General features: G+C 64.0%; 12 protein-coding genes, 1 tRNA gene and 1 rRNA gene. 9 read left to right on the top strand and 5 right to left on the bottom strand.

Going from position 1 to position 15,844, the window contains the following annotated elements:
- From AC1X6S_RS11625 to AC1X6S_RS11615, 3 genes are all read right to left on the bottom strand, one after another.
- Complete coding sequence (locus AC1X6S_RS11625; RefSeq protein WP_483405922.1) at positions 1 to 225, bottom strand: helix-turn-helix domain-containing protein; 225 nt, start codon at positions 223 to 225, stop codon at positions 1 to 3.
- The gene (locus AC1X6S_RS11620) at positions 225 to 839 is read right to left on the bottom strand and encodes a hypothetical protein (protein WP_483405921.1); all 615 of its coding nucleotides are present in this window, start codon (positions 837 to 839) and stop codon (positions 225 to 227) included. The genes AC1X6S_RS11625 and AC1X6S_RS11620 overlap by 1 nt, the downstream gene beginning before the upstream one ends.
- Before the next feature lie 154 nt (positions 840 to 993).
- Complete coding sequence (locus tag AC1X6S_RS11615) at positions 994 to 1,758, bottom strand: endonuclease domain-containing protein (protein WP_483405920.1); 765 nt, start codon at positions 1,756 to 1,758, stop codon at positions 994 to 996.
- A 333-nt stretch (positions 1,759 to 2,091) separates the two neighbouring features.
- Here AC1X6S_RS11615 and AC1X6S_RS11610 point away from each other — a divergent pair, with 333 nt between their 5' ends.
- On the top strand, positions 2,092 to 4,620 hold the full coding sequence (locus AC1X6S_RS11610; RefSeq protein WP_483405919.1) for an ATP-dependent Clp protease ATP-binding subunit: 2,529 nt from the start codon (positions 2,092 to 2,094) through the stop codon (positions 4,618 to 4,620).
- A gap of 103 nt (positions 4,621 to 4,723) precedes the next feature.
- On the opposite strand, the gene AC1X6S_RS11605 is transcribed toward AC1X6S_RS11610, so the two are convergent.
- On the bottom strand, positions 4,724 to 5,650 hold the full coding sequence (locus tag AC1X6S_RS11605; protein WP_483405918.1) for a Ppx/GppA phosphatase family protein: 927 nt from the start codon (positions 5,648 to 5,650) through the stop codon (positions 4,724 to 4,726).
- Between the two features lie 34 nt (positions 5,651 to 5,684).
- Here AC1X6S_RS11605 and AC1X6S_RS11600 point away from each other — a divergent pair, with 34 nt between their 5' ends.
- From AC1X6S_RS11600 to AC1X6S_RS11585, 4 genes are all read left to right on the top strand, one after another.
- Positions 5,685 to 6,203 carry an amino-acid N-acetyltransferase gene (locus tag AC1X6S_RS11600; RefSeq protein WP_483405917.1) on the top strand — a complete coding sequence of 173 codons (519 nt, stop codon included), beginning with the start codon at positions 5,685 to 5,687 and terminating at the stop codon, positions 6,201 to 6,203.
- A 211-nt stretch (positions 6,204 to 6,414) separates the two neighbouring features.
- Positions 6,415 to 10,875: an ExeM/NucH family extracellular endonuclease gene (locus tag AC1X6S_RS11595; RefSeq protein ID WP_483405916.1), complete on the top strand. Its 4,461-nt coding sequence runs from the start codon at positions 6,415 to 6,417 to the stop codon at positions 10,873 to 10,875.
- Positions 10,876 to 10,972: 97 nt separating this feature from the next.
- The gene (locus tag AC1X6S_RS11590; RefSeq protein WP_483405915.1) at positions 10,973 to 11,590 is read left to right on the top strand and encodes a hypothetical protein; all 618 of its coding nucleotides are present in this window, start codon (positions 10,973 to 10,975) and stop codon (positions 11,588 to 11,590) included.
- A gap of 23 nt (positions 11,591 to 11,613) precedes the next feature.
- Positions 11,614 to 12,000 (top strand): SseB family protein, encoded by a 387-nt coding sequence (locus AC1X6S_RS11585; protein WP_108391840.1) that lies wholly within the window; start codon positions 11,614 to 11,616, stop codon positions 11,998 to 12,000.
- Positions 12,001 to 12,042: 42 nt separating this feature from the next.
- On the opposite strand, the gene radA is transcribed toward AC1X6S_RS11585, so the two are convergent.
- Positions 12,043 to 13,395: a DNA repair protein RadA gene (gene radA / locus AC1X6S_RS11580; protein WP_483405914.1), complete on the bottom strand. Its 1,353-nt coding sequence runs from the start codon at positions 13,393 to 13,395 to the stop codon at positions 12,043 to 12,045.
- 129 nt (positions 13,396 to 13,524) lie between these two features.
- On the opposite strand from radA, the gene AC1X6S_RS11575 reads away from it, so the two are divergent.
- From AC1X6S_RS11575 to AC1X6S_RS11560, 4 genes are all read left to right on the top strand, one after another.
- A tRNA-Ser gene (locus AC1X6S_RS11575) sits at positions 13,525 to 13,615 on the top strand.
- A gap of 122 nt (positions 13,616 to 13,737) precedes the next feature.
- On the top strand, positions 13,738 to 14,151 hold the full coding sequence (locus tag AC1X6S_RS11570; protein ID WP_483405913.1) for a hypothetical protein: 414 nt from the start codon (positions 13,738 to 13,740) through the stop codon (positions 14,149 to 14,151).
- Between the two features lie 117 nt (positions 14,152 to 14,268).
- A complete protein-coding gene (locus tag AC1X6S_RS11565) occupies positions 14,269 to 15,171 on the top strand; it encodes a hypothetical protein (protein ID WP_483405912.1) in 903 nt (300 codons plus the stop codon).
- Positions 15,172 to 15,732: 561 nt separating this feature from the next.
- Positions 15,733 to 15,844, top strand: a 16S ribosomal RNA gene (locus AC1X6S_RS11560); the annotation flags it as partial.

Raw genomic sequence — 15,844 nt, 5'->3', positions numbered from 1 at the left:
TCAGGCGCGCACGAGCACGTCGCCGACCTCGCAGCCGAGGACGTCGCAAATCGCGACCAGCGTCGAGAACCGGATCGCCCTCGCCCGATCGTTTTTCAGCACCGAGAGGTTGACGATGCTGACGCCGACTCGCTCGCTGAGTTCGGTGAGGGTCATCCCGCGTTCCGCGAGCAGCTCGTCGAGGCGACAGTGGATGCCTGTCGGCTCGTCGTCCGCGCCGCCCACTAGACGAGACCTTCGGTTTCGCGCTGCAGCCGTTCGCCGGCCTTGAACGCGAGGGCGACAGCCGCGAGGGCGATCGCAGCAAAGTAGGGAATGACGTTGCCGGTCGCAACCGCGCCGTCATAGCTGCCCTGGCTGAGGGTTGCGAAAGCGCCGTTCGTCCCCATGGTCGTGAAGAGGTTACCCAGTGTGGTGCCGACGATGAGCGTGACTGACACCGTTGTGACGAGGCGGGTGTTGATGCGGGAGAACGCCTTTCCGCTCATGAGATTTCGGCACAGCAGCATAGCGCTGGCCACGATGACGAGGGTCGTTGCCAGGTCGACGAGGACAGCGGCGACGAGCGACACGACCACAATGACCGGGAGGTCAGACACCGTCAGCCACGCTGAGTCGACGCGAACGTCCACCATCGCGCCGTCTGGCCCGAGCGGGAGAGCGGTGACGGTGTCGAAGAACGGGGCGAGAACCTCCACATTGGTGTTCGGCACGATTGACGCGATCTGCACGACGGCGTTCCCCAGCGCGAACACGGCGACCATCACGCCGACCACGATCACCGTCCAGAGATCGACGCGATCGGACCGGGTCGGACGAGCGGTGGTTTCGGTTCCCATGGTGCACTCCATCGATTATCGATAACAACGATTATCGTTAAGCTAGCGACCGGGCGGATGCCTGTCAACCGGTCCGAATCGACGGGAGCGCGTTCCGGTTGCGCGATTACGTCGAATGGCGACGTATTCGACGTAATCGCGCAACTGGAAGGGGTCAGGGCCTCCAGCCGCGAGACATCAGGGCGGCTCGAACCCGAGCCACCAGCTCCTCAGGCCGGCGAAGTAGTGCTGATGTGACCTGGATGATGATCCAGCCGGCCGCGCGGAGCGCCTCGATGCGTTCGACGTCCTTCGCGTACCTGGCACCGTGTACATGCCCCTGGTACTCGATCGCGACGCGGTACTGCGGGTAGGCCATGTCGACGCACGCGAGGAACCCGAGCGGTCCATCCACGTCGATGTTGAGGAGCGGTTCCGGCAAGCCAGCGCGGACGAGAACGACGCGACACAGGGATTCTCGTGGCGACCAGGAGTCCTCGCGGATCAGCCCGAGGGCGTCGCGAAGGTGCGTGGCCCCGACTCGGCGACCCGCACCGAGCGCGGTCTCAAGTTTCGCGCGGGTGGTCAGCGGAGGGCGCCCGACATTCGGGCGTAGAAATCCCTGCCGCCACGTGCGGCAGAAATAGTCTCCGATCACGACGAGGTCGTCGACCGACAGAGTGCCGAGCGATGCCCAGACCGAGGCCGGGGTGGCCACGCGTAACCCGTCGTGCACCCTCGTCGTTGTGGTCCGCCGGTCCGCGAGGTGCCCACGAACTCCCCGGCCGCGGGGGACGCTGGAACCTCGGAAGACACCGACGTCGATCAGGGCCGGGATCGAGATGGTGATCGGAGCGCCCCAGAGCACCGCGGCAGTGTGGTGGCTGAAGAACTCGACGGGCCGCATGCGAGTCCCGTACGCGCGTGCCAGGGTGCGCACCTCGTCAGAGTGAGCGTCAAATTCGTCGCTCGCTATGGCATCCGTCTGGCTGCCGCCTTTCGCGAGGCTGGGTTTCTCTGATTCGATGGGCGAGGTTGCGTTGGCGAGGATGCCTTGGAATTGGGCTACCGCCTTTCACGGCGCTGGGTTTCTCTGGTTCGCGGCGCGGCGCGGGGTTGCGTTGTTGAGGATGCCTTGGATTCTGGCTGCCGCCTTTCGCGACGCTTCGCGTCGCGCGTGCGCGCAGAGCGAACACAGGAGTTTTCCTCAGCCCCGGAAGTTACTCTTTTTGTACGGCACCCCCAACCCTGCCCGGGTGCCCAAGGAGCGAACATGTTTGAGAGATTTACCGACCGCGCTCGTCGCGTCGTTGTCTTGGCCCAGGAAGAGGCCAAGATGCTCAACCACAACTACATCGGAACCGAGCACATCCTGCTCGGTCTCATCCACGAGGGCGAGGGCGTTGCAGCAAAGGCGCTCGAGTCGCTCGGCATCTCGCTGGATGCCGTTCGTGAACAGGTCCAGGACATCATCGGTCAGGGCCAGCAGCAGCCCACCGGCCACATTCCCTTCACCCCGCGTGCCAAGAAGGTGCTCGAGCTCTCGCTCCGCGAAGCACTCCAGCTCGGCCACAACTACATCGGAACCGAGCACATCCTGCTCGGCCTCATCCGCGAGGGTGAGGGCGTTGCCGCGCAGGTCCTCGTCAAGCTGGGCGCCGACCTCAACCGTGTTCGCCAGCAGGTCATTCAGTTGCTCTCGGGATACCAGGGCAAGGAAGCTGCTCCCGTCGGTGGCAACACCACGGAGACCACGGCGCAGGGTGGCTCGCAGATCCTCGACCAGTTCGGCCGCAACCTGACTCAGGCTGCCCGCGACAACAAGCTCGACCCGGTCATCGGCCGTGAGAAGGAAATCGAGCGGGTCATGCAGATCCTCTCGCGTCGTTCGAAGAACAACCCGGTTCTCATCGGAGAGCCCGGCGTCGGAAAGACCGCTGTCGTCGAGGGCCTCGCCCAGGCGATCGTCAAGGGCGATGTACCCGAGACGCTGAAAGACAAGCAGCTCTACTCGCTCGACCTCGGTTCGCTCATCGCCGGAAGCCGCTACCGCGGTGACTTCGAAGAGCGCCTCAAGAAGGTCACGAAGGAGATCCGCAGCCGCGGTGACATCATCATCTTCATCGACGAGATCCACACCCTCGTCGGCGCGGGTGCCGCTGAGGGCGCAATCGATGCTGCAAGCATCCTGAAGCCTCTCCTCGCTCGTGGTGAGCTGCAGACCGTCGGTGCGACAACGCTGGACGAGTACCGCAAGCACTTCGAGAAGGATGCCGCGCTTGAGCGCCGGTTCCAGCCGATCCAGGTCAACGAACCGTCTCTCCCGCACACGATCAACATTCTCAAGGGACTGCGCGACAGGTACGAAGCGCACCACAAGGTGTCCATCACCGATGGTGCCCTCGTTGCCGCCGCGAACCTCGCCGACCGCTACGTGTCGGACCGGTTCCTGCCCGACAAGGCGATCGACCTGATCGACGAGGCCGGCGCACGCCTGCGTCTCTCGATCCTCTCGAGCCCGCCCGAACTGCGCGAGTTCGACGAGAAGATCTCGGTCGTCCGCGGAGCCAAGGAAACGGCCATCGAAGACCAGGACTTCGAAAAGGCAGCATCGCTGCGTGACGAGGAGAAGAACCTCCTCGGCGAGCGACTCCGCCTCGAGAAGCAGTGGCGTTCGGGCGACGTGAAGACGACGGCGACCGTCGATGAGGGTCTCATCGCCGAAGTTCTCGCGCAGGCCACCGGCATCCCGGTCTTCAAGCTCACCGAAGAAGAGTCGAGCCGACTGGTCTTCATGGAGAAGGCGCTGCACCAGCGCGTCATCGGCCAGGAAGAAGCCATCTCGGCACTGTCGAAGACGATCCGACGCACCCGCGCCGGCCTGAAGGACCCCAAGCGTCCCTCCGGTTCGTTCATCTTCGCCGGCCCGACCGGTGTCGGAAAGACCGAGCTCGCCAAGGCACTCGCTGAGTTCCTGTTCGACGATGAAGACGCCATCATCTCGCTCGACATGAGCGAGTACGGCGAGAAGCACACGGTCTCACGACTGTTCGGTGCTCCTCCCGGATTCGTCGGTTTCGAAGAGGGCGGTCAGCTGACCGAGCGCGTTCGTCGCAAGCCGTTCAGCGTCGTGCTCTTCGATGAGATCGAGAAGGCACACCCCGACATCTTCAACTCCCTCCTCCAGATCCTCGAAGAGGGACGGATGACGGATGGCCAGGGCCGCGTTGTCGACTTCAAGAACACCGTCATCATCATGACCACGAACCTCGGTTCGAAGGGCATCGCTGGTGGACCGGTCGGATTCCAGGTCGAGGGCGACACCGTCGCCACCTACCAGATCATGAAGGCCAAGGTCACCGAGGAGCTCAAGAAGCACTTCAAGCCCGAGTTCCTCAACCGCGTGGACGACACCATTGTGTTCCCGCAGCTGTCGAAGCCGGAGCTTTTGCAGATCGTCGACCTGTTCGCGAAGCGACTGAGCGAGCGACTGCTCGACCGCGACATGACGATCGATCTGACCCTCGCAGCGAAGGAACGCCTCATCGAGGTTGGCTTCGACCCCGCTCTCGGAGCACGGCCACTGCGCCGCGCGATGCAGAACGAGGTGGAAGACCGCCTGAGCGAGCGCATCCTCAACGGACAGCTCAACGCCGGGGACCACGTCCACGTGGACTTCACGGACGGCGAGTTCGTCTTCGACACCAAGCCGCGCGGTGAAACCGTCGGCGCAGGGGTCAACTCGGGTCGTTCGATCGGCACAGGGTCTGCGACCCCCGATCTCGCGATCGGTAACGCCTAAGCACGAGTAGTACGACAAAGGCCCGGAGGAGAAATCCTCCGGGCCTTCGTCGTGCCCGCCGGGAGGTGGTCCCGGCTCAGTTCCTGGTCCCGGTCCCGGATGTTCAGTTCAGGTGGTCGAGGTAGCGCAACAGTACGCCCTCGCGGGTTGCCCAGGGCGACACGTCGAGCTCGCGCACTCCGAACGTGGCCATGGCTTCGCTGAGCACGATGCCGCCGGCCACGATCTGGAACGTCCGATCGGTGGTGATGCCGGGAAGCTCGGGCCGTGCCGCCGCGGGGATACGGGCGAGCCGCGGCACCCAGTCGTCGAGCTGGCTCCGCCGCAGTCGCGCTCGGTCATCGCCACCGATACCGTCGACGACGCTGCCGGCGAGCCGCGCCAATGAACGGATGGTCTTCGACGAACCGACGACGTGTGTCGGTTTTGCCAAACCCTTGAACGCGGTCCGAGCCTCGGAGAGCACCGAGCGCGCGTGTCGCCTGAGTGCGTCCTGCTGGGCCTCGGTCGGCGGGTCGTCGTGGAGAAAGCCGACGGTCGTTCGCCCGGCGCCCAGGGGGAGCGAGAGCGCCACGTCAGCTTCCTCGTCTTCACCGAGCGCGATCTCGAGCGAGCCACCGCCGATATCGAAGAGCAGAATGTTCCCGGCCGACCAGCCGTACCAGCGGCGAACGGCGAGGAAGGTGAGCTTCGCCTCTTCTTCACCGCTGAGGATCTGCAGCGTCAGTCCGGTTTCCCGTTCGATCAGTTCGATGACTTCAGGGCCATTCGTCGCCTCGCGAATAGCGGAGGTCGCCATCGGCAGCACCTCGTCCAGGTTGCTCCCCTTGGCGATCCGCGCAGCTTCACCGATCGCGGCGACGAGCGCGACGATGCCCTCCTCGGTGATTGAACCGTCGGTGTCGAGGTAGCGCATGAGGCGGAGAACTGATTTGTGTGATGCCTCCGCGACCGGCCGCGCACCCGGGTGAGCGTCGACAATGAGCAGGTGGACGGTGTTTGAACCGATGTCGAGTACTCCGAGGCGCATATCGAAAACAGTACAGGTCACTAAACTTTCAGACATGACCGAACCAGGAGCATCCGAATACCTGGTTCGCCGTGCACGCACCTCCGACGTCCCCGCGATTCAGAAGCTCATCGAGCCCCTCGTTGCCGAGCGGATCCTTCTCGGTAAGGAACGAGTGGTGTTCTACGAGGCGGTGCAGGAGTTCCGCGTTGCGACGCTCCCCGACGGCACGCTGATCGGTTGCGGTGCATTGCACGTCATGTGGGAGGACCTCGGTGAGATACGCACTCTTGCCGTCGCCAGGGAGTGGCTCGGCCACGGTGTCGGCAGGGCGATCCTTGAGACGCTCGAGAAAGACGCCCGCGAGCTGGGGCTTCGGCGGCTCTTCTGTCTCACCTTCGAGGTGCCCTTCTTCACGAAGAACGGATTCCGTGAGATCGGTGAAGAGATCATCGATCCGGTGATTTACTCCGAAATGGTGCGTTCCACTGACGAGGGCGTTGCCGAGTTCCTCGACCTCGCCCGCGTGAAGCCCAACACCCTCGGCAACAGTCGGATGCTGAAACTGCTCTGACGCGATGCGGCCGCTCCTGCTCATCCGTTGTAACTCTTGCGGGGGGTTCCGCTGGGCCGCTAGCTTTTACCCACTGTTTACTTTCCCGGTGATCACGCGTTAATTGGGCCGCTCTAACGTGAGTTGGAGTTGGCCGCACTGCTCTGACAACGGCGCAACGAGGCGCTTCGCAGAGACGCGTCGGCACCGTGAAAACACCCCAGGGAGATCAATGTTGCTGTCCAAACGCGGCTGGCGCGCCGCCGCCCTCGCATCGCTGTTGGGGCTCGCTGTAGCTCCGCTTTCGGCTCTCCCGGCAGCCGCCGCCCCCGACGGTTCCGGAGTCGTGATCAACGAGGCGTACCTTTCGGGCGGCAGCGCGGGAGCAGCGTATTCGACGAAGTTCATCGAGCTCCACAACCCGACAGACACGGCCGTCGATCTCACCGGCTGGTCGGTGCAGTACCGATCCGCGACCGGTGCAGCGGCGCCGAGCGGTGTGCTTCCGCTGAGTGGCACCATCGCCGCCGGCGGGTATTACCTCGTCGCGGGCGGGAGCAACGGCGCCAATGGTGCCGCGCTTCCCACCCCTGATGCGTCGAGCGGCAGCATCAACACGGGCGGCGCTGGCGGGACGATCATCCTCGCAAACACCCCGACGGCGGTGACGCTGCCCGTCGGGAACGTCGCCGGCAACACCGCGGTCGTCGACTTGCTCGGGTACGGCACCTCGAACACGTTCGAGACGGCGGCGGCAACCGCGCCCGCCGGGAACACCGACGTCAAGTCGCTCGGACGCACGGCATTCGCTGATACCGACAGTAACGCCAGCGATTTCACGCTGTCGGCGACAATCACACCGCAGAGCACCGCGGACGGCACAGACCCGACTGACCCGACTGACCCGACCGATCCGACCGATCCGACCGATCCGACTGAACCGGAACTGCTCAGCATCGCTGAGGTTCAGGGCACCGGGGACGCGAGCCCGTGGGTCGGCGCAACGGTCACGACGACCGGAGTCGTGACCGCCGCATACGCGACCGGTGGATTCAACGGCTATTACATCCAGACGCCCGGGTCAGGCGGCGACCTCGCCGGCCACGTGGCATCCGATGGAATCTTCATCTACTCGCCGTCGACCGTCGCCGACGTATCCGCAGGACAGCACGTGGAAGTGACCGGCGTTGTCGGCGAATACAACGGGCTCAGCCAGCTCACCGTTGAGGCCGGCGGGCTCACACAGCTCGATCCGGCTACGGCACCGGTGCCCGCAGCCGTGGCATACCCGGGAACCGCCGCCGAGCGCGAAGCATTCGAGGGGATGCTGCTCGCGCCGGCCGGGGACTACACGGTGACCGACGTTTACGACACGAACGGATTCGGAACCATCGGGCTCACCGCTTCGTCGACGCCGCTGGTCAACCCGACGGTCCTCGGTCTGCCCGGGAGCGCAGAGCATGCGGCGGCCCAGGCGCGGTTCGCCACCGAACTCGTCCTTCTCGACGACGGTGCAACGACAAACTTCCTGTCCTCCGCGAATAACGGGGCGAACCGGAACATCCCGCTGCCGTACCTCTCCACCGACTCCCCGGTTCGCGTCGGTGCCGCGGTCACCTTCACCTCGCCCGTCGTGCTCGATTACCGGTTCGACAGCTGGTCGTTCCAGCCGACCGCGCAACTCACCGGGGAGAACGCTGCGACCGTCCAGCCGGTGACCTTCGAGAAGACCCGCACCGACGCGCCCGAAGATGTCGGCGGCGACATCACCCTCGGAACGTTCAACGTGCTCAACTACTTTGCGACCACGGGCGCCGACCGCTCCGGGTGCACGTTCTACACCGACCGAGCCGGAAACCCGGTCACCGTGAATAACTCGGATGCCGCTGGCTGCGGCGTTCGCGGAGCGGCCGACGCTGAGAACCTCGAACGCCAGCAGGCCAAGATCGTGTCGGCGATCAACGCGCTCGACGCTGACGTGGTTTCGCTCGAAGAGATCGAGAACTCCGCGTCCATCGGCAAGGACCGTGACTACGCGTTGAGCGTCCTCGTCGACGCTCTCAACGCGGCAGCCGGGAGTAACGTCTGGAACTTCGTGCCGTCGCCCGCCAATGTGCCCGCAGACGAAGACGTGATCCGAACCGCATTCATCTACCAGACGGCATCCGTCGAGACGGTCGGTGAGACTCGTATCCTCCTCGACTCGCCCGCGTTTACCAACGCCCGCGAACCCGATGCGCAGGCGTTCAAGCCCGCCGGCGGGGACGATGCCGAAACCTTCCTGGTGATTGCCAACCACTTCAAGTCGAAGAGCGACTCAGGGGCCACCGGTGACAACATCGACACAGGCCAGGGCGCGTACAACGGCGACCGCACCCGCCAGGCCACGGCCCTTGTCGACTTCGCTGACGAGGTATCGGGCGAGCTCGACACGAGCAACGTTTTCCTCGTCGGCGACTTCAACTCATACGCCGGGGAAGACCCGATCGCCGTTATCGAAGCCGCCGGTTACATCAACCAGGGAGCGAAGACCGGTGAGCAGACCTACACCTTCGGCCAGGCGATCGGTTCCCTGGACTATGTCTTCGCGTCACCCGCCGCTAACTCGCTGGTGACGGATGCCGATATCTGGAACATCAATTCCGTGGAGTCAATCGCGCTCGAGTATTCGCGGTACAACTACAACGCGACCAACTTCTACTCGCCAGACCCCTACCGTTCGAGCGACCACGACCCCATGCTCGTCGGCATCGACTTCAGCCCGACGAGCGTGGTGAACCTGCTGAACATCAATGACTTCCACGGCAGGATCGACGCCAACACCGTGAAATTCGCTGGAACGGTCGAGCAACTCAAGGCCCAATTCGACCCGGAGTCAACGCTCTTCCTGTCGGCCGGCGACAATATCGGCGCCTCGTTGTTCGCCTCGAGCGCCCTGCGGGACCAGCCGACGATCGATGTGCTCAACGCGCTCGGACTCGCGGCGGCCGCCGTTGGTAATCACGAGTTCGACCAGGGTTATGACGATCTCGTCGACCGCGTGATGAACGGCGGCCAGAACGCGAGGTTCCCATACCTGGGGGCGAACGTTTATAACGCGGGGACCTCGACACCGGCGCTCCAGGAATACGCGCTGTTCGAGGTGGACGGCGTCACCGTCGGGGTCATCGGTGCCGTCACCGAGGAAACCGCGTCGCTCGTCTTGCCCGCCGGCATCGCCGGCCTCGAATTCGGTGACCCCGTCGACGCCGTGAACCGGGTCACCGCTCAGCTTTCCGATGGAGACGAAGCCAACGGAGAGGCCGATGTTATCGTCGCGGAGTACCACGAGGGTGCGGGGGCAGGCACGCCTGACGGCGCGACCCTCGAGGAGGAGATCGCCGCTGGTGGAGCGTTCGCCGACATCGTGACTGAAACGAGCGCAGAGGTCGACGCCATTTTCACCGGTCACACCCACAAGCGATACGCGTGGGACGCTCCCGTTCCCGGTGGCGAGGGAACCAGGCCGATCCTGCAGACCGGCAGTTATGGTGAGTTCGTCGGCCAGATCACGCTCCAGGTCGACACGCTCACGGGTGAGGTGGCGAGCTACACGGCGCAGAACGTCGCCCGCGTCACGACAGACGATGCAACGCTGATCGCGCAGTACCCAGCGGTGGCCGTCATCGACAGGATCGTCCGATCCGCAATTGCCGAGTCGGATGTCATCGGCCGGCAGGTCGTCGGCACCGCGACGGCTCCGATTACGACGGCGTTCAGCAACGGGCTCCGCGATGACCGCTCATCCGAGTCGACGCTCGGCAACTTCGTGGCCGACGCCCTCGTCGATTCGCTCGCGGCGCCGGAGCGAGGCGGGGCTGAAATCGGCGTCGTCAATCCCGGTGGCCTGCGGGCAGACCTCGACGCTGGAGACATCACGTACGCCGAAGCAAACGCTGTGCTCCCGTTCCTGAACAACCTGGGCACGACGTCGCTGACCGGCGCGCAGTTCAAGGTCATGCTGGAACAGCAGTGGCAGCGGACCGCCGACGGCGCTGTGCCGACACGGCCGTATCTCCAGCTTGGGCTGTCGAACAACGTGACGTACACGTTCGATCCCGCGCGCGCTGAGGGTGACCGCATCACGAGTATCACGGTGAACGGCGAACCGATCGATCAGAGCCGCAGTTACCGCATCGGTTCGTTCAGCTTCCTGCTCCAGGGCGGGGACAACTTCCACGTCTTCACCAGCGCGACAGACACGAGGGACTCCGGTCTCGTGGACCGGGACGCCTGGATCTCGTACCTCACGGCGAACAGCCCGGTTTCCCCGAGCTTCGACCGTCGTTCAGTGCAGGTCACCGGCATCCCTGCCGGACCGGTTTCCGCCGGGTCCTCGGTCACCCTGAACCTGTCGAAGCTCGACCTGACCTCGCTTGGCAGCCCGGTCAACACCAGCGTGACCGCCGTGATCAACGGCACGACGGTAGCCACAGCTCCGGTGACGGACGGGGCGGCAACCGTGACCTTCACGGCGCCAGCCGGGACGGGTCCGACATCGGTGGTGATCACGGCGGCGGAGTCGGGAACAACCGTCACCATTCCTCTCACTGTTGCCCCGACTGAAGTGCCTGCGCAACCCAGTCCAGTCGAGAAGGTCATCGCCGCGATCAAGAAGATCATCAGCTGGCTCGGGCGGTTGCTCGGCTGGTAGAAAAAGCGCTTGACCGCTTCGACGCGCGGGGGGCCGCAATCGCGACCCCCCGCGCGTCCTTGCGTGCGCTCCGGATGCCTCTGGTTATCCTGATTCCATGGCCACCCGGGAGTCACGAGAGAAGCGAAGCGTCTACGTTCGCCGACGGCTGCTTGTTCTGGCCGGTTTGCTCGCCGTCATTGCGATCATCGTGCTTGTGATCTGGAAGCCGGGGTCGACGTCCGGGTTCGAAACCACGCCGAAGGCCACCGCATCAGCGAAACCGAGTGCCACGCCGTCTCCCACAGAAGAGGCGAGCGGCGAAGTGACGGACTGCTCGGAAAAGAACGTGCTCGTCGAGGCCATCACCGATAAGGGGAGTTACGGCGCGAACGAACTTCCCCAGTTGTCGTTGCAGATTACCAACACGGGAAAGAACGCCTGCTCGATCAACGTGGGCACGAGCCAGCAGGTCTTCACCATCACCAGCGGCACCGACGTCTACTGGACTTCGACTGATTGTCAGGTCGAGCCAGCGGATGCTGTCGTTCAGCTGGAGTCGGCCCAGTCTGTCGCGTCGAGCACCCCGATCGCCTGGGACAGGACCCGATCGAGTACGACGACCTGCGACGGGGAGCGCCCCCCGGTTCCGTCTGACGGTGTGTCGTACCACCTCTCAACCTCCGTCGCCGGCTTCGAGAGTGCCGAGACCAAGCAGTTCATGATTACCGGCTGACCCGCGCCTGCGAAGATAGAGGCATGCCGAAAAAGAAGCCGGAGTTCCGGTCACAGGTTCTCGCGGAAGCCCTCGAACAGCAGGACATGGCCGCCGTCGCCTTCGCACTCAGGAACGACAGGATGGTCGTCCCCCTTGTGAAGCCTGGCCAGCGCGATAAGCCGACCGACGCCGGTGAGGTGTGGACCTACAAGCAACCGGAAACCGGGCGCCTCGCCCTGCTGATCTTCAGCGATGCGGCCAACAAGCCGGCCGCGCTGCCCCCGTTCGTCGGCCTCCAGGACGGCGCCTGGCTGCACACCTTCCTCCGGACGCACGGACAGGACATCGAAACCGTCTTCTTTGACATTGCCGGGCCGCATCCGATGCAGGCGACGCCCGACGAGATTCTTCGCGTCCTCGCCCTTTAGCGAGCGGTTTTATCGGTCAATCACGCCAGCGTCCGTTGCGGCCTAAAACACCGCGTCGAGTTCACGGTCGAACGGGGTTCCCGCCGACTTCTTTGCAACGTCAAGCGCCTCACGGATGCTGCCGCTGCGGGCATCCACTATCGTCCGGTATCCCAGGCGAGTCGCCTCGGATGTGCGCTGCCGCGCAGCGCTGACCGGCCGCACCTCACCCGCGAGGGAAATCTCACCGAACGCGGCGAAGCTATGGGGGACTGCATAGCCGAGTGCAGCGGACGCGAGCGCGATGGCGATTGCGAGATCCGCGCCGGGCTCGTTGAGCCGGACTCCGCCCACCGTCGAGACGTAGATGTCTTTGTCGTGGAGGCGGATTCCTGCCCGCTGGTCGAGCACGGCGAGCAGCATGGCAACGCGGGAAGAATCGACGCCATTGGTCACTCGGCGCGGGTTTGGGGCGCTGGTCTCAAGGACGAGGGCCTGAATCTCGACCGGAAGGGCGCGTTTTCCCTCCATCGACACGGTGACGCAGGTGCCGGATACCGTGATGCCCCTGCTGAGGAAGAGCGTGCTCGGATCGGGTACTTCGGCGATGCCGTCGCCGGTCATCTCGAAGCAGCCCACCTCGTCGGTGGGGCCGAACCGGTTCTTGAGCGCGCGCACGAACCGAAGTGACGTGTGGCGGTCGCCCTCGAACTGGCACACGACGTCTACGAGGTGTTCGAGCAGGCGGGGGCCAGCGATGCTGCCGTCTTTCGTGACGTGGCCGACGAGCAGCACGGGAAGCCCGCGTTCTTTGGCAACCCGGATCAGGGTCTGGGCGACTTCGCGCACCTGGCTCGGCTGCCCGGCGATCCCGTCGGACAGCGAACTCGACACCGTCTGGACCGAGTCGACGATGAGGAGCTCGGGCTTCACCGCGTCGATCTGGCCGAGTACAACGCCGAGGTCGGTCTCGGCGGCGAGGAACAGGTTGTCGCTGAGTGCTCCGGTGCGGCGAGCTCGCAGCTTGACCTGGTTGACCGACTCTTCGGCGCTGACGTAGAGCACACGTGACTTGGCCTTTGCAGCGCGGGCGGCGACCTCGAGCAGGAGTGTGGATTTTCCGACGCCGGGCTCGCCGGAGAGAAGTATTGCGGCTCCGGGCACGATACCGCCGCCGAGCACCCGGTCGAACTCATCGATCCCGGTCGGCCAGTGCGAGACGTCAGCCTCGGTCACCTCGGTGATTGGGCGAGCAGATCGGTCGGCAGAGACGGTTGTGGCCGTGAGGCGTTGTCCGGCGTCGGCTGTTGCGTCGACGACGGTGCCCCACTGCTGGCACTCGCCGCATCGTCCCGCCCACTTCGCTGATTGCCAGCCGCACTCGGTGCATTTGAATGTCGACGTCGGTTTAGCCATGGTCAGAGCTTAACCTCGACGTCGGACATCACCGGTGCCCCCGCCCGCGCGGGACAGAACCGCATCGCGGCAGGCAGGAGCAGCGGCCCCGATTCGCGCAGGCATCCAGGATCTACTACACTCGACGGCGGTGACGTGTCCGAGCGGCCGAAGGTGCAACTCTCGAAAAGTTGTGTGCGTCTAAAGCGCACCGTGGGTTCAAATCCCACCGTCACCGCCACCACAAAGGCCCCGAATCCCCTGAAATCAGAGGGTGTCGGGGCCTTTGTCATTTCCTCGAGGGGTTAGTCGTAGACCGTCGCCGTCGGGTCCGCTACTGTCGGCTCAACGCGAAGGAGCCCCATGACCCGTCTAGCGCTGTGGCGTATGGGGGCGGTCACGACCGTTGTGCTGCTCATGGCAGGGTGCGCGGCCGCCCAGCCGGCCTACGCGGAGCTCGCGGAACCGCAAACGGATGCGGACCTGCTCCCAGGCGTTGGTGACGGCAGCGTTATCCCAGAGTCGGTACGTTTCGTCGGTGAGTATGAGGGGCGGTCTTACTTCCTCGCCAAGTCGACTCCGACATTATTCCGCGACGGGGTCTGCGTGCTCGTTCAGGCACCCGACGTCGAGGGATTCAGTTGCGGAGAAAACGAGGTCATCATTGACTACCCACTGGGGCTGGCCCGCTACGACCGCACGCCCATGCCCGATTCGGCCCTTGAGGATGACTGGGTTCGTATCTCGCCCAACGTGGTTTTGCAGCCCGCTCCCTAGCTGGTGCTCACGCTGGCGCCTGCGGCGACGTCTGGCAAACCACACAGCGAAAGACCAGCCGGCTGGAACTCAAGGAGACAACAGCCCCGCTGCAGTATCCGTCCGTAAAATGGTCGGGTGACTAATACCGCGCCCATCCTTGGCCTCCTGCTCGATGTTGACGGACCGATTGCGAGCCCGGTGAGCCGCAGCATCGCCATTCCGAGCATCGCTGGTGATCTGGTGGAGTTGGCCAATGCCGGCATCCCGGTTGCGTTCAACACCGGCCGCTCGGATGCGTTCATTAGAGAGCAGGTCGTACCTCAACTCCTCGCCCGCGGCCTCGATGCAACAGCCAGGGTGTGGGCGGTGTGCGAGAAGGGCGCGGTGACAACGCGGATCACCCCGGAGGGAATGGGCGAGATCACCGTCGACACCACGCTCGCGATGCCCGATTCGTACAGCGCTGCTATCCGGGACCTCGTCGAGTCACGGTACTCGGAGGTGGTGTACTTCGACGAGACCAAACGCGCCATGGTGTCCGTCGAGCAGCTGACGTCCATATCGGCGGAAGAATATGCCGCGGTTCGCGAGAGTTTTGACGCGGATGCCGCTCACGTCTTCGAGCGCCTCGACCTGGGATACGAGTGGAACACGGAACGGCACCCTGACGCAGATGGTGCGGTTCCCTATCGCATCGACCCGACGATCATCTCGACCGATATCGAGTCAGTGCGCCTCGGCAAGGACCTTGGGGCGCAGAAGTTCCTGGATCTGCTCACCGAGGATGGGGGCGCGGTGCCGCGGGCGTGGCGGACACTCGGCGATTCTCGAACCGATTACGCCATGGCCGACTGGTTGCATGCGCACGGATTCGACGTCGCACACGTTGACGTCCGGCCGGCGGATGGGGTTCCGGACACTCCGTACCCGGTCCGGCACCACCCGACGCTCATTCACGATGAGGCGGGCGCGGTGTATCTCGGTCGCTGGGTCGGGATGCTCCGGGGCGACGAGGACGACGACGCGAAGATTGCCTAGATTGCGGCGCTTTGCCCTCGATGCGCGAGCGCGTCAGGAGGCGACACGCCCGGCGTGCACGTGCAATTTGCCGGAGTGACGAAAGCCAACGTAGAGTAACTACTCGTCACCCCAAAGGTGCGGCTGAGCTTAGCTCGCCGGCCTCATGCGGGACCACCTCCCACTCTCAGAATCTTCCGAATTTCGGATGCTATTTTGATAGTGGGATTCCTGGCTCCTCTCTCGAGCTTTTGGCCTTCCGAATCACTTCGGATGCTGTCAGAACTGCTGAGAAAGGGTGCTAGGGTAGAGAAGTTGCCCTGCGGAGCAGCCCGGAAGGGTGAAAAGCGGGAGCATCCGATCCTTGAGAACTCAACAGCGTGCACAATGTCAAATGCCAAATACCCGTTGACTCGGCCTTTTCTGGTTGGGTTACGGATTCCTTTGGAAAACATTTAAACAACAAAGCAAGTCAGTAATGATTTGTTCTGTCAGTTTCAAACTCGCGGTTTTTCGAGCCTATTCCGGTTCGTTACCGCAAACAATGTGCCGGTCGCTTTCGGGTGGCTTGGCAATTAAACATTTACGGAGAGTTTGATCCTGGCTCAGGACGAACGCTGGCGGCGTGCTTAACACATGCAAGTCGAACGATGATCCAGAGCTTGCTCTGGTGATTAGTGGCGAACGGGTGAGT

Source organism: Mycetocola sp. Y442, assembly GCF_056898615.1.
Note: the sequence above shows the minus strand (reverse complement) of the source record. Positions and strands in the feature narration are given on the sequence as shown.